A 15,067-nucleotide genomic window follows, 5' to 3' on the forward strand; every position below is an offset into this window, starting at 1 on the left:
AATAAATTATGTGTTTTTACTTATACCCATGAATTAAAATAAAAATAATTTTTATAAGTAAATATTTAGTAACATCTAGTAAATAATTAAAGCTGAAGATAATAAAAACATTCTTAACTGTTTTTATGCTCTCCAGCTTTCTCAATTTTTTTTATTGTTTAGCTATTTCTATAATTTCATTTGCATGGTCAATAGTTTTTTCTGTTATTTTACTTCCAGAAATTAACCTAGCAATTTCTTCAACCCTTGTATTTTCATTTAGTTTTTTTATATTAGTGAAAGTCCTGTTGTTCTGTACATTTTTTTCTATACAGAAATGAGTTGTAGCATTTGCTGCAATCTGTGGTAAGTGCGTTATACAAACAATCTGTTTTTTGATAGATATGTTCGCAAGTTTTTCTCCTACTATTTGAGCTGCTACTCCACTAATACCTGTATCTATTTCATCAAATACCAGCGTATCAGTTCCATCAATATCAGCTAAAATTGTCTTAAACGCTAGCATAAATCTAGACATTTCTCCACCTGATGCAACTTTATTTATAGGCTTCATATCTTCACCTAAGTTGAACGATACCATAAACTCTACATTGTCTTTACCATCATATGTAAATTCACACTCTGTAAACTTTACTCTAAAAGAAACATGTTTCATATTTAAACTTTCTAGTTCTACAAGTAATAATTTTTCTAATTTAATCGCTAGCTCTTTCCTAGCCAAAGTTAGTTCTGTAGCCTTTAGCGTAAGCTCTTCTTCAAGAGATGTTAACTCTTTTTTTAGTTCTTCTACCTTTTCATCTCTATTAATTATCTCATCTAGTCTATGAACAGTTTTATCGTAAAACTTTAGTATATCCTCAATTGTATCTCCGTATTTACGTCTTAAATTATTTATTTCATTAATTCTAATTTCTATTTGCTCTAGCACATATGGTTCAAAATTTATATGCTCTTTGTAATCTCTAATTCCTGAAGATATATCTTGTAATTCGTACATAATTCTCTCAATATCATTGCTAAACTCTTCAAGTTTAACATCATATTCGGCTATATCATACAATTCCTTAGAGACTATTCCTATCAAATCTACAACATTTATTTCTCCATTATGAATTCCTTCATAGCATAAATTTAATTTATTGTATATCTTTTCGCTATTTCTATATATCTCTCTTGTTTGTAATAATTCTTGATATTCGCCTTCGTTTAAATTAGCAGATGAAATTTCGTTTATTTGAAAATTTAATAAATCAATTTCTCTTTGTATCTGCATATCATCTTTATTTTCATTTAAAATATTAAGTGACTTCCTAACTTCACTGTATTTATTGTAAGTTTTTCTATAATCTTTTTTATACTTATCAAGATAATCTCCACCAAATAAGTCCAAAAACTCAATATGAGTTTCCGTATCTAAAAGAGCATTATTTTGATGCTGTCCATGTACATCTACCATCATACCTGTTATATGTTTTAGAGAAGAAATTTTAACAGTCCGCCCATTAACTCTTGCTGAGCTCTTCCCATCTGAAAATATAACTCTTGAAACTATAATCAAATTATCATCTTCAACATCTATTTCGCTCTCTTCTAAAAAATCTATGACTTTTTGATTTTCCGTATAAAATACTATTTCTATAAGCCCTTTATCAGTTCCTTTTCTTAAAAAAGATCTGTCGTATTTGCTACCAAGGCATAAATTTAATGCATCAATTATAATAGATTTTCCCGCACCAGTTTCTCCCGTAAGTATATTTAAATTTCTATCTAGACTAAGCCTAAGTTCTTCTATCAAGGCACAGTTTTTCATGTACATCTCAAGGATCAAATTAAAGCCCCCTTTAAAATATTACTAATAACTATTTATCTAGCATATGTGACTTTTCAACAAGATCTTTTACTTTATCTATATATTCTTGTTCATCTAATATCTGTTTTTTATCAATACTCTTTAAGTGAATTAAATACTCTATATTTCCCTCAGGTCCTTTTATAGGCGAAAAATCTAAATCAAGTATCTCAAATCCATTATCTAAAGCAAAGTTAGAGACCATTTCTATCACTTCAATATGAGTTGATTTCTCTCTAACAACACCTTTTTTACCAACTTTTTCACGTCCTGCTTCAAATTGTGGCTTTATAAGTGCTACTACTTCTCCACCATCCCTCAAAAGCTCCTTAGCTTTGGGTAGCACTAATTTTAATGAAATAAAAGAAACATCTATAGATGCAAAGTCTGCTGGCTTATTTATATCTTCTAATGTTACGTATCTTATATTAGTTCTCTCCATACAAACTACTCTCTTGTCCTGTCTTAGCTTCCATGCAAGTTGACCGTAACCTACGTCTATAGAAAAAACTTTAGTTGCACCATTTTGAAGCATACAATCTGTAAATCCTCCTGTAGATGCCCCTATATCCATACACACTTTATCATTTAAAGTTAAATCAAAATTTTTTAAAGCTTTTTCTAGCTTTAAACCGCCTCTACTTACATATGGAATTGGATTTCCTTTCACTTCTATTTTAGAATCTATTTTAACCTCTGTACCAGCCTTGTCACATCTTTGATTGTCTACAAATACAAGACCTGCCATAAGAGCTTTTTTAGCTCTTTCTCTACTGTCGAAAAATCCTTGCTCGACAAGTAATACATCTATTCTCTTTTTCATAAGATTACCTTTCTAAATACTTTTTTACTTCTTATCTTTTTATTTTTTTAGTAATGCTTTTACTTCTTCAATAATTTTTTTTGAAGATATTCCAACTATTTCATATAATTCTTCTTGGCTTCCGTGTTCAATAAACTCCTCTTTTATTCCTAAATTAACTATTTTTACATCACTGCAAACTTGCATAGCTAAGCTATTTATTCTACTTCCAAATCCACCTACTTTAGAATTATCTTCGACAGTAATAATATGCTTATGCTTTTTAAAAACATCTATTAATAGTTCTTCGTCCATAGGTTTTAAAAACCTTGAATTTATAACTGTAACATTTATGTTTTCCTTTTTTAGTCCCTCACATGCCACAAGTGCTTGTTTTACAGTATCCCCTATAGCTAAAATAGCTACATCTTCACCTTCATTTAAAACTTCGTATTTTCCAAGCTCAATATCACCATACTCACCAGTTTCTAAACAATAACTATTACCTCTTGCATATCTTATTGCAACTGGAGAGTCCAATTTAAGAGATAATTCCATCATAGCTTCTAGTTCTTTGGTATCTTTAGGAGCCATAACAACAATGTTTGGTATTGGATTTAAATAACTTAGATCAAAAACTCCATGATGAGTTTCACCATCGTTTCCTACCAAACCAGCTCTATCAATTAAAAAAGTCACTGGCTTTTTAGTAAGACAGACATCGTGTACTATTTGGTCATAAGCTCTTTGAAGAAAAGTTGAATACACTGCAAAATAAGGCTTTAAACCATTTTTAGCAAGACCAGCAGCAAATGTAGTTGCGTGTTGTTCAGCTATACCCACATCAAAAAATCTATCAGTGTATACTTTAGCAAAATGATTGAGTCCTGTTCCAGATGGCATTGCTGCTGTTATACCTACAACTTTATCATCATTAGCTGCCATATCTATAAGCTTTTTACCAACAGCATCTGAGGTAGATATCACTCCAGAAGAAACCACACCATCTTTTATATCAAATTTAGAAACACCATGATATTTATCTGGTTGATTTTCGGCATATCTATAGCCTCTACCTTTTTTAGTAATTACATGAAGTAGTACTGGTCCTTTCAAAAACTTAGCATAAGTCATGGATTCTATTAGTTGTTTTGTATCATGTCCGTCTATCGGTCCTATATACTTTATACCTATTGAATCAAAGAATTCACTTTCTTGTGGATTAAAACTATTTATTAAAGTATCTTTTAATTTATATGCAGTTTTTGAAATAAACTCTCCTGTTGACGTAACGCTCAAAAGTTTTTCAAATTCATCTTTAACCATATCGACACTAGAGTTTTTTATAAGCTTAGAGAAATACTTAGACATTCCACCTACATTTTTATCTATTGACATTTCATTATCATTTAATATAACTGTCATGTCAGTACCCACATCTCCTAGGTAATTAAGAGCTTCTAGGGCCATACCACCCGTCATAGCTCCATCACCTATAACCGGAATTACACTGTATTTTTCTTTTTGTATATCTCTAGCACAGGCTATTCCAACAGCTACTGATATAGACGTACTGCTGTGTCCTGTGTCAAATATATCATGTTCACTCTCTTCCTCTTTTGGAAACCCACTAAGACCATTTAATTGTCTAAGAGTTGGAAATTCACCTTTTCTTCCTGTTAATATCTTATGGACATACGCTTGGTGACCTACATCCCATATAATTTTATCTTTTGGACTGTCGAAAACTTTATGTAAAGCCAAAGTCAATTCAACAACGCCTAGATTAGATGCAAGGTGACCACCAGTTTTTGATATAGATTTAACTAAAAATTTTCTTATGTCCTTTGCAAGTAAATCAATTTCTTCTGTGTTCATATTTTTTATATCTTGCGGAGAATTGACTTTATCTAAATACTTGTACATATTATTCACACCTTTTGCTTAATTTTTAACTTCATTATATATAAAAATTCACTGTCCCGAATATAACTATTCTCGAGACAGTTTACATCTAAATTAACACCAAAGCAGTTAGTACACCGAGCAGTCCACCAAACCAAACTTCCATAGGAGTGTGACCTATAAGTTCTTTCAACTTGTTTTGCTCAATCGGCTTATTATGTTGTATATCATCTACAATTTGATTTAGTATTATAGCTTGCTTACCTACAGCCCTTCTAACTCCAGCTGCATCATACATTATTATAAGAGCTAAAACAGCTGTTATAGCAAAGTCTGTTGAGTTAAATCCTTTTTCAAGACCTACTACTGTAGCCAAACTTGTTACAAACGAGCTGTGAGAACTAGGCATTCCACCTGATGTCAATACTCTTGTTAACTCTATTCTTTTTGTTTTTCCTGTAAATATCTTTATAAACTGAGCCAAAAAACAAGCTACTATACTTATACCCAAAGCGCCGTTATTTAGAAGCTCCAAAAAAAATTCCATGTCAACCTCCTAAGAATTCTACAGATTTAATTTTAACATTCTCGTGATATGATATAATCAGCTAATCCCTTTAAAAAATCCACGCCTTCGAATGTAGTTTCTATACTCTTCTTAGCATCTGATATCAACTCTTCTGCAATATATCTAGATTTTTCTAGACCTAGCAAAGATGGATAAGTTGATTTATTATTTTCTATATCGCTATTTACTTTTTTACCCAACTTTTTTTCATCCCCGACTATATCTAAAATATCATCTACTATCTGGAATGATAGACCTATATTTTTTGCATAATTTGATATACATTTAAGCTCTTCTGTATTGGCCCCACCTACTATGGCTCCAGCTCTCATACATCCAATTATCATAGCAGCTGTTTTATTATTATGTATATAGTCTAATTTTTCTTTTTCAATTTTTTTGTTTTCACTCTCAACATCTACTACCTGTCCACCAATCATACCGTAAATACCTGCATGTTTTGCAATTTCATAAACTGCATTTAGGTATTTATCAGGATTTTCTTTTCCAAGCGATCCCTTTAACATAACTTCATATGCGTAGTTTAATAGAGCATCACCAGCCAAAATTCCCATACCTTCTCCGTAAACCTTATGATTGGTAGGTCTTCCTCTTCTCAAATCATCATTGTCTAATGCGGGAAGATCATCATGAATCAATGAATATGTGTGTATCATTTCAATAGCTACTGCAAATGGAATTGCATCTTTTGCATTTCCACCAACTAGTTTACAAGCCTCAAGTGTAAGTATAGGTCTTAATCTTTTTCCACCAGCACTAAGACTGTAATTCATAGCTTCTATTACAGTTTTCTGAAAACCTACTTCATTTGGCATGTACTCTTTTAATATTTCCTCTATATAACCTGCTCTTTCTTTTAGTGAACTATTGAATTCCATGACTATTCCTCCCCTAAGTCTAACTCTTCTTCAACACCGAGTTTGTTAAATTTGCTTATTTTAAGTTGAGCATCTTCCAATAATTTATTGCAATGCTTATAAAGTGCAATTCCCTCTTCATAAAGTTCTAAAGACTCATCGAGGCTAGCGTTATTAGACTCTAGATCTCTAAGTATCTCTTCAAGTCTTGAATATGCTTCTTCATATTTTAAGTTCATTCTCTATACCTCATCTAATTTTATATTATCAATTGTACAGTTTACATTCCCATCTTTTAAAACAATGTCGACTTTTTCTTTCTTTTTTAGTTCCTTTACACTCTTTACTACATTGCCTTCTTTCTGAAGAATACTATAACCTCTATCCATAGTAGCTAATGGACTCAAATTGTGTAAAACTGTACCAGTGCTCACAAGTTTTTCGCTTCTGAATTTAAGACTATTTTCTATCCCAAAGGTTATTTTATCATATATTTTATCTAGTTGTATAATTTTATCTTTAATAATATATGAATCTAAATAACTATTTATTTTATCAAATGTAGCCATCAACTTATATTCATCTATATTGATTTGGTTTGTTAAAGATTTTGATATCCTATTTTTTATATTTAACAATTTGTAATTTATTTCGTCAAGTGATGGAGTTGCAAGCTCTGCTGCAGCGGACGGAGTTGGTGCTCTCATATCCGATACAAAATCACATATAGTAAAATCAGTTTCGTGACCTACTGCTGATATTATCGGTATTTTTGATTTAAATATTTCTCTAGCTACATCTTCTTCGTTAAATGACCAGAGCTCTTCTATTGATCCTCCACCTCTACCAACTATAATTGTTTCTACATTTTCCATTTTGTTGAAAAATCTTATACCTTCGCAAATATCGTCTTTTGATTTACTCCCCTGCACATTTACTGGGTAAAGTTTTATATTTACCTTTGGAAATCTTCTCTTAATAACATTAATAATATCTTTTATAACGGCTCCAGTAGGAGAGGTTACAACTCCAATTGAGCTAGGCATTTTTGGAATATCCTTTTTATATTTTGGGTCAAATAAACCTTCCTTATTCAGCTTTTCCTTTAGTTTATTAAACTCAATATGTAAGTTTCCCATTCCTTCAATTTCTATTTCGTTTATATATAATTGATAAGCCCCATCTCTTTCGTAAACAGAAATATATCCTTTTGCAACTACATTGGTTCCATTGTCTAATTCCAAATTTTTATTGTAGTTGCTTTTGAATATTACACAGTTTAATTTAGAGTTTTCATCTTTTAATGATAGATAAACATTTCCACTGCTGTGAACTTTAAAATTTGATACCTCACCTTTTACTTTCAGGTTATCAAGTATTGGGTCATTTATTAAAATTCTCTTTATATATGAATTCGCTTCACTTATATCTAAAGCTCTAATTTCCATTATTATTCTCCTAAAAATTTGTTTAAACCTATTATAGCACAACCGACTGCATTATCTGTTGAATACTTAGGTTCTGAAAAATATGCTTTAATATTATTTTTTGAAAGTTTTTCTGTAACACTTTGTGATAAATACTTACTGGCCGAAACTCCTCCAGCAAATAAAACTTCTTCTACTTTGTATTTTTTACACAAGTAAATTAGAGACTTATACAGACATCTTGATAGAGTATCCATCAGTAACTTTGATACATAATTTTTATCAACATTATCTATATCGTTATAATTATCTTTTACAAATTTATTTATTTGATTTTCAATACCCGATAGATTCATATAACCCTCTTTTACAGATGTCTTAAGACCTTGTTCTATATTTAGATTTGATTTTAAAGCATTTTCGTCTATATATTTTCCACATGGAAATTCATAATCGAAACCTACACCAAGTCTATCTATTAGTTGCCCAAAACTTACATCTCTACTTCCACCTACAATTTCAATATTATAATCACAATTTATAAAATCCTCGATTGGTTTTTCTGATAGTAAAATTTCTGTAGTCCCACCAGATATGTGAACTGATAAAAATCTATTTTTATTTTTAATATTAGAATTAAACAAAACTGATTCTATATGATTTTCTTGATGTGAAGTTTCATAATATCTAGATTGTGATAAAGACGAGTACAGTTTTGCAAAATTTTGACCCACTGTAAATACTGGCATATATGAATTTTCAATAGGCCTAGGTCTTGATGATGCACAAACCGCAGCTACATTGTACTCTTCTAGTATTTTATTCAATTTATCGCTTATATATCCAAAATTATTTACGTGTTGAAAGACTGCTTCGCTCTGTCTGAGCCCTTTTGAATCTTTTTTTACTTTAAGCATAATCTTTTCATTTAAGATTATATCTCCATCAAAAGTTATAGCTGCTATGGATGTAGTATAGCAGCTAGTGTCAATTCCGATTATTATATTATTTTTCATTTTCATTTACAATACTTCCAAGTATTCCATTTATAAATTTTGGTGACTTGTCATCACAATAAATTTTTGCAAGCTCGACAGCTTCGTTGATAGAGATTTTATTTGGCATATCCATATAAAGAATTTCACATATTGAAACTCTAAGTATAGATAAATCTACTTTAGGCATTCTATCCACTGACCAGTTTTTAGCATATTTGTTAATTAAGTGATTTATATTTAATCTGTTTTCATTTATTGCTACACAGAAACTAATTATATAGTCTTTATCAACTACATCTTCAAGTCCCATATTTTCGATATCTATATCAATTTTCTTATCATTTGAATACTTTTCTCTAAGCTCTATATATCTCTCTTTGATAAATTCTAAATTGGAATTTAGAAATTCATCAACTAGCTCTAATAGATCCTCTTCTTCCTTTTGATTTATTTCTATCTGATACATAAATTTCATCATGTACTCTCTGGTAGTTACCTTCTGTGCTCTATCATTTTTCATTAAATGTGATTCTCCTTTAATTTTAATATAATATATATAAAAACAAATAACCCTCTGAAATATCAGAGGGTATAGATTAGCTTTTTTTAGACGTTTCTTCCTTTTCAGCTTTTTCTTTTTTAAAGCTGATTCCTTGAACGTGTATATTAACTTGAGAAACTACTAACCCTGTCATTGTTTCAACAGTATTTTTTATGTTTTCTTGAACTTTTTCCGCAATTTCTGGTATTGTCTTTCCGTGTTTTATAACTATCATAACATCTAGGCTAACATCGTCATCATCAACTTGTATCTTAACCCCGTTATTTTTTAATAATTTATCTGCAAAAGTTGTAGATGTCTCTATTCCATCAACCTCTAAAGCTGCTATCCCAGCTATTGTAGCAATTACATCATTTGATATTTTAACTTGTCCAAATTTATTATCTTCCATAAAGCAATTACCTCCCATTTTTAAGGTATTTTTATATAAGTATAATAATACCAAATACCGCAGATATTTGCAAGATAGAGCTACCTTAAAACTTAAATCAGTATTTAAATATAGTTTATGATTTTTTTCATATTTTATGAGTTATATTTGTCAATTTAACCAAATTTTATATCTAATAATTTATTATGATAAAGAAAAAGTAAGAGTGGTAAAAATAATTGTGAAATATTCAATATATATAATTCTATAAAAAAAGAGGCTCCATGCCTCTATTTTTATTTACTATTATTAGTTAATTTAATATTTTCATACTTTACATTAGCTTGCTCCGCAACTAAATCAAATATTTTTGCTGCATCTGTCTTATCTATTTTCTTTTCATTTACAACTACATTTACCTTACCATCACTTATATATACTAAAGCTTCTTCATAACCTTTTGTACTAAGAATATTCTCTATTTTCAACTCAGTATCCTGATTTTTCACTAAGCTAAGCTTCATATTTGAAGCTTCTTTTCTAGATTCTTCCGTTGTTGAAGGATTATTAATCATTTCATTTAAGTCCTGAACTAGTTCATTTCTTTGTTTTTCTCTAGTCATTTTCATATCCAATATGTATGTAGATTTCTTCATGTTTTTTTCTGATGCCAATTGTTCCTTTATTTGTTTACTAGTTTCAGTTACTTTTTCATCTATTTCGCTATTTTTACTATCTACCACCTGAATATCAGTTTCTTTATTATTAGCTTCAGTCTTATCTGCATCTTTTAAGCTAGTTTCATCAGTTTTAGCATCTTCAGTATTTTTTTCGTATTGTGCTTGTTCGTATGCTTTAAACTCTTGAGATGTTTCAAGTAAAGACTTTTTACTTAGTTTATAGTTTACAGTTCCAACCGCTATCAACATTACAGTAAGTGACAGTACAACAAATCCTCTTCCTTTATAATCAAATTTCATTTTTTTCCCCCCAGATATGTATTAATATTATTTTATTTCTAAAACAAGTAATTTTGACTATATAACACTTATGTATTAATGTAATTAATTTAGCTTTTATTTATAAATACTTTTTAAAGTAATATTACTTTGAATATATTTCAACTTGATGTCCTGCTATTTGTAACGAGGTTTGAACAGCACTGTAAAGAGTTTGTTTAACCTTTGGGTTGCTAGCACCACTTGCTACTACAATCACACCTTTTATCTTTGGCTCTGTAGTTTTTATTACCACAGGATCACTAGACCCAGATGTAATCATAGTTTTGTTTTCACTAGAAGTAGTTACGGTTCTCTCTCCTCCTTGTGCATCCTTCTCCTCTGTAGTCTCAGTAGTTTGATTAGAATTAAAAGCTGGCTGAATTTCTTCACTAGATTCAAATGTTAACATAACGTCTACGTCCCCAGCTCCTTCAATCTTAGTTAAAATTCTTGTTAATTTATTTTCCAACTTCACTCCTTCTGAGCTTTTAGAAGTATCTACAGTTTCGCTCGTCGACTCTGTATTTGCTTCTTTTTTCTCTTTAGAATTGTTAGGAAAGATTGAAAGTAAAACTAACGATACTACACAAACACCAGCTACAACAACCAGCGAATAAAGCTTTTTTTTGTCTTTTTCATTAAGGTTTTTAAAAAAGTTCTTAAACATCATCTCAACTCCTATTTATCAATATGTATTGTCTCGACTGAAACATCCAGTACTTTTACTAAATCATCTTTAAGTCTATCTTGATTTAGTTTTAGCTCGTGTTCATTTTTCTTATTAAAGACTTCTTTAGAATTTTCTTTTTCACTAGATTCTATGTTTGTCTGACTTTCTTTATTACTACTTTTCTCTTTTATTTTTATATTATTTATCTTAGATCCATCTAAATCAATGTCTTCTAAATCATAACCATATTCATCTAACTTAAGTTTTATAACCTCTTTTAAGCTATCTTCATATCCATTTGAAAGATTTGAAGATGTACCTGATTCTTTCGCTAGATAATTTGAGGTCTCTTCATATTTTTTATTATATTCATTCATAGACTTTAAAATTCTATCTTCCATACTAATATTGTTGCTAAAGAAATTTACAACTGGAGTTATTACTATAAATACGAATATAAAATTTAGTACTAAATTTATATAAGGTTTTATAGAAGACTTAGGTAAAAGCATATCAACAATATTTACTATAAAAGCTCCTATTAAAACACTTACAATCCACAATTTAACGCTCTCTAACATATAAACACCTCTATCTTAACTTTAGCTATCATCAACCTCTTCCTACTACACTAATCGATGTTAGTATAGCTATTGTTACGAAGAACATTACAGAAATTGCAATAACAGAAGCTAACATTATTATCATTAGATTTGCAACCTCGTTTAAAAAACTAGATATACTCTCTTCACCTATTGGCTCAACTGCAATCGCAACTGCCTTGTACACAAATATAACAGATATTATCTTTATAATTGGTACAAGACAAATACCTATAAGTATCACTAATCCTATCCCACCAAATATGTTTTTTATGAGTTGAGAAGACGATAAAATAATATCTATTGAGTCCGAGACAAACCCCCCAACAACCGGTATAAAATTACCAACGGCAAATTTTGCCGTCTTCATACTAAACTTATCAAAACTAGTAACATAGAGACCTTGTAGTGATACTAATCCCAAATAAACTGTAAACATTGCACCTATAGAAACCAAATTAAACTGCTTTATAAAGGAAAACATCTTTTTGAGTTTTAAATTTTTAGATAAATTATTTATAATAAGTACTCCAAAAGCAACAATCATTGAAGTAAATAAAAATTTTTTAAACACCACATTTATAAAAGTAACCCCTCCTAAAAAAATTGGATTTAGAGTGGTTGAAGTAATTGGAAATCCGATTAATAGTAAAAAACTAATAAGAATTGGCATCAATATTTGCATTAATGAAATTGTTCTATCAATACTGTTGTAACATATTTCAAGTACATCTTTAAAACCGACTAAGGTTAGAGATACCATTGTTATAAAAATAATATATGTAGCAATTTGACTTACTGCTCCAGATGCAAATGAGTTGTCCAAACTTTTTAAAACAGCGGATAAAAGAGCTAATACTAAAATTACAGATACTACCTTTAAGCTTGCTTTAAATTCATCAAATAACAACATCTTAATGCCGTCTTTACTAAATAAATCTAGTATATTTTTATCACCTTTAAAAAGATCCTTTATAAAGGTTTTTAATTCTACTTTGTTTAATACTTCATCTTCATTTAGATAATTTTGTATCTCATCAATATTTACTTTGTCAAGCTGACCATTTATATAGTTATCAATACTCTTTTGTGTACCATCAAATTCACTTTGTCCCTCTGCAAAACTTTTAAGTGAAAGTGCATTCAACAACAATAAAGTAGTTATAAAAATCAACATTAACTTAAAAAATGTTTTTTTCATAAGTTATCTACCCCTCGCATATCTATAAGCTTTTATTTTGCACTCTAAATTCTTTACGATGGAATAATATTTAACACCATCTCTACAATAGATAATAAAATTGGAAATGACATCGACATTACGATTATTTTTCCTCCGAATTCAAGTTTTGAAGCTATATTATTCTCTCCACAATCCTTGCAAAGCGAGATAGCAAACTCAACTAAATACGCAATACCAATTAATTTTATGATTAGAGATATATACATGGTTGGAATATTTGCTTTGTCAGCTAAGTTTTGTATACCCTCAATTATAAAATTTAATTTGTATACTACAGATAGCAGTATCACTACTCCGGCTATAATTGCAATAAAGTTTGCTATCTCAGGTCTATCTTTTTTTATTACTAAGCAGAGTGTTGTTGAAACGAGTGCAACTCCGATTAATTGCATTATTTCCAAACTATCACCACCCATTAGTAAAGTTGAAACATCGTTCTGACTGTGTTAAAAAGTGTACTAATTTCAGTTATTACTAGACCTAACACTATTATGACCCCTGCTAAAGTTGTAAGCCCTGTCCAATCTTTTCTATCAGTCTTTTCTAAAACCATGTTTAACACTGAAATAAGTATTCCTATACCTGCCACCTTTAGAATTAAAGTTATATCCACACTATCTCCCCCCTAAATATAATAATTTTAAAATAAAACTATGCATATTCCGATACCAACAAATGTAACCAACTTCTTATATAACATCCCTTTTTTTGATATATCTTCTTTAGTTTCAGTTGTATGCTTTTTAAAATTGTCAATTGTAAGATCTATCATCCTCTGCTGAGATCCTACATCACTTTTTCCTAAAGTAGATATTAGCTTTTTTATTTCATCGGTTTCTTTAGACGCTAAATATGTATCTTTGTTTAAAATATCTATATTATCATTTAATATGCCATCAAGAGTTTCCAAATTATCACTCTTTAGATCATTTGCAATGCTTTTAAAAAATCTAGAGTAAACGTTAGGATGTTTGTCTGATATCCTATCAAAAATTTCTTCAAGCGTGTACATTCCAAAAGACAAATCCATCCTTATAATCTCAAAAACTCTTATCAGATCATTTATTTGCCTATGTCTACTTACGTACATTTTGTAGATGTATTCACCTATTAAATAACTGCTACCTATTAAAAATCCTATTAGAATTATTTTAATTTGCAAAATACCATCTCTTTTCTTCTAGATCATAAATTTTTTCTATCGTTCCTGCCCCATTCTTTGCAGACAGTATTATAGCCTTTTTAAATAGTTCATTATCAAGTAACCTGCTAAGTTCTTTTCTATTTTTTATATCTTCAATAGAATCTCCATGGACGGTTGTTATCAAACTAACCCCTCCATTTAAAGCTGTGTATAACGACTTTACTTCTGCCTCACTGCCTATCTCATCTGTAACTATAATGTTTGGTGACATAGATCTAAGTAACATTGTGATTCCAAGCTCTTTAGGGCATGTTTCAATAATGTCTGTCCTAATTCCAACATCCATTTGAGGCACTCCCAGATAGGATCCTGATATCTCATTACGTTCATCGATAAGAGATACTTTCATCCCATGAAAGCCTAGTTGTTCGTTTCCATTACTTAAATTTCTAACTATATCTCTTAAAAGAGTCGTCTTCCCACATTGAGGCGGAGATATAATTATAGTGTTGTTAACTTTGTTTTTATCGTTAACTATATATCCTAAAACCTTGTCTGCACATCCCTTTATCTCCCTTGAGACTCTTATGTTTAAAGACGAGATATGCTTGATATTTTTTACTTGTCCATTTTCAACTATTACTTTTCCAACCAAACCAACTCTATGTCCTCCACTAAGCGTAATAAATCCTTTTTGTATATCGTCCATAAATGAATGTATCGAGTACTTACAAATTATTTGAAATGTTTGCTCTACATCTTCTTTAGAAACGATATACGGATTTCTTGGATAAATATCTAATACTTCAGTATCTTTATTGAAAAAATAATCGATGTTGTTTGCATTTAATATAAGAGGTTTATTTGCTCTTAATCTTATTTCTTCTATTTCATAATTTCCTGTAATTCTTACATCTTCTCGAGATATCCTTTCTATCTTTTCTCTTATGTTTGTCGACAGTGATTTAATAACTTCTCTAGGTAATTTATTCACTCCTTGTCCTCCTCTCTGGTTTATATAATTCTATTTTTATGAGACATAAAATAT

Annotated in this window: 18 protein-coding genes; all 18 read right to left on the minus strand. The window is 29.9% G+C overall.

The window, feature by feature from the left end; all coding sequences use genetic code 11:
* Window positions 1–151 precede the first annotated feature (151 nt).
* The 18 genes from recN to spoIIIAA all read right to left on the minus strand — a co-directional run bounded on the left by recN (window position 152) and on the right by spoIIIAA (window position 15,013).
* Window positions 152–1,828 carry a DNA repair protein RecN gene (recN, locus tag KQI18_RS02380; protein ID WP_216466015.1) on the minus strand — a complete coding sequence of 559 codons (1,677 nt, stop codon included), beginning with the start codon at window positions 1,826–1,828 and terminating at the stop codon, window positions 152–154.
* A 31-nt stretch (window positions 1,829–1,859) separates the two neighbouring features.
* Entirely contained in the window at window positions 1,860–2,672 is an 813-nt protein-coding gene (locus KQI18_RS02385; RefSeq protein ID WP_216466016.1) for a TlyA family RNA methyltransferase, read from the minus strand.
* A 39-nt stretch (window positions 2,673–2,711) separates the two neighbouring features.
* Entirely contained in the window at window positions 2,712–4,577 is a 1,866-nt protein-coding gene (dxs, locus tag KQI18_RS02390) for a 1-deoxy-D-xylulose-5-phosphate synthase (protein WP_216466017.1), read from the minus strand.
* 88 nt (window positions 4,578–4,665) lie between these two features.
* On the minus strand, window positions 4,666–5,103 hold the full coding sequence (locus KQI18_RS02395) for a divergent PAP2 family protein (protein WP_216466018.1): 438 nt from the start codon (window positions 5,101–5,103) through the stop codon (window positions 4,666–4,668).
* 32 nt (window positions 5,104–5,135) lie between these two features.
* Window positions 5,136–6,023: a polyprenyl synthetase family protein gene (locus KQI18_RS02400; RefSeq protein WP_216466019.1), complete on the minus strand. Its 888-nt coding sequence runs from the start codon at window positions 6,021–6,023 to the stop codon at window positions 5,136–5,138.
* Between the two features lie 2 nt (window positions 6,024–6,025).
* The gene (gene xseB / locus KQI18_RS02405; protein WP_216466020.1) at window positions 6,026–6,241 is read right to left on the minus strand and encodes an exodeoxyribonuclease VII small subunit; all 216 of its coding nucleotides are present in this window, start codon (window positions 6,239–6,241) and stop codon (window positions 6,026–6,028) included.
* A gap of 3 nt (window positions 6,242–6,244) precedes the next feature.
* On the minus strand, window positions 6,245–7,450 hold the full coding sequence (gene xseA / locus KQI18_RS02410) for an exodeoxyribonuclease VII large subunit (RefSeq protein WP_216466021.1): 1,206 nt from the start codon (window positions 7,448–7,450) through the stop codon (window positions 6,245–6,247).
* Between the two features lie 2 nt (window positions 7,451–7,452).
* Complete coding sequence (locus KQI18_RS02415) at window positions 7,453–8,451, minus strand: O-sialoglycoprotein endopeptidase (RefSeq protein ID WP_216466022.1); 999 nt, start codon at window positions 8,449–8,451, stop codon at window positions 7,453–7,455.
* Window positions 8,435–8,947: a transcription antitermination factor NusB gene (gene nusB, locus KQI18_RS02420; protein WP_216466023.1), complete on the minus strand. Its 513-nt coding sequence runs from the start codon at window positions 8,945–8,947 to the stop codon at window positions 8,435–8,437. The genes KQI18_RS02415 and nusB overlap by 17 nt, the downstream gene beginning before the upstream one ends.
* Before the next feature lie 76 nt (window positions 8,948–9,023).
* Entirely contained in the window at window positions 9,024–9,380 is a 357-nt protein-coding gene (locus KQI18_RS02425; protein WP_216466024.1) for an Asp23/Gls24 family envelope stress response protein, read from the minus strand.
* A 275-nt stretch (window positions 9,381–9,655) separates the two neighbouring features.
* Window positions 9,656–10,339 (minus strand): SpoIIIAH-like family protein, encoded by a 684-nt coding sequence (locus tag KQI18_RS02430; RefSeq protein WP_216466025.1) that lies wholly within the window; start codon window positions 10,337–10,339, stop codon window positions 9,656–9,658.
* A gap of 124 nt (window positions 10,340–10,463) precedes the next feature.
* Window positions 10,464–11,027 (minus strand): stage III sporulation protein AG, encoded by a 564-nt coding sequence (locus KQI18_RS02435; RefSeq protein WP_216466026.1) that lies wholly within the window; start codon window positions 11,025–11,027, stop codon window positions 10,464–10,466.
* An 11-nt stretch (window positions 11,028–11,038) separates the two neighbouring features.
* Window positions 11,039–11,611 (minus strand): stage III sporulation protein AF, encoded by a 573-nt coding sequence (locus tag KQI18_RS02440; RefSeq protein ID WP_216466027.1) that lies wholly within the window; start codon window positions 11,609–11,611, stop codon window positions 11,039–11,041.
* A gap of 31 nt (window positions 11,612–11,642) precedes the next feature.
* Window positions 11,643–12,833 carry a stage III sporulation protein AE gene (spoIIIAE, locus tag KQI18_RS02445; protein ID WP_216466028.1) on the minus strand — a complete coding sequence of 397 codons (1,191 nt, stop codon included), beginning with the start codon at window positions 12,831–12,833 and terminating at the stop codon, window positions 11,643–11,645.
* 53 nt (window positions 12,834–12,886) lie between these two features.
* The gene (gene spoIIIAD, locus KQI18_RS02450; RefSeq protein ID WP_236887626.1) at window positions 12,887–13,267 is read right to left on the minus strand and encodes a stage III sporulation protein AD; all 381 of its coding nucleotides are present in this window, start codon (window positions 13,265–13,267) and stop codon (window positions 12,887–12,889) included.
* Window positions 13,268–13,290: 23 nt separating this feature from the next.
* Complete coding sequence (gene spoIIIAC, locus KQI18_RS02455; RefSeq protein WP_216466030.1) at window positions 13,291–13,488, minus strand: stage III sporulation protein AC; 198 nt, start codon at window positions 13,486–13,488, stop codon at window positions 13,291–13,293.
* Window positions 13,489–13,515: 27 nt separating this feature from the next.
* Window positions 13,516–14,037, minus strand: a complete 522-nt coding sequence (locus KQI18_RS02460) for a stage III sporulation protein AB (RefSeq protein WP_216466031.1) — start codon at window positions 14,035–14,037, stop codon at window positions 13,516–13,518.
* On the minus strand, window positions 14,027–15,013 hold the full coding sequence (gene spoIIIAA / locus KQI18_RS02465) for a stage III sporulation protein AA (RefSeq protein WP_216466032.1): 987 nt from the start codon (window positions 15,011–15,013) through the stop codon (window positions 14,027–14,029). The genes KQI18_RS02460 and spoIIIAA overlap by 11 nt, the downstream gene beginning before the upstream one ends.
* Between the last annotated feature and the right edge of the window lie 54 nt (window positions 15,014–15,067).

The sequence above is a fragment of the Metaclostridioides mangenotii genome (genome assembly GCF_018917235.1).
Taxonomy (GTDB): domain Bacteria; phylum Bacillota; class Clostridia; order Peptostreptococcales; family Peptostreptococcaceae; genus Metaclostridioides.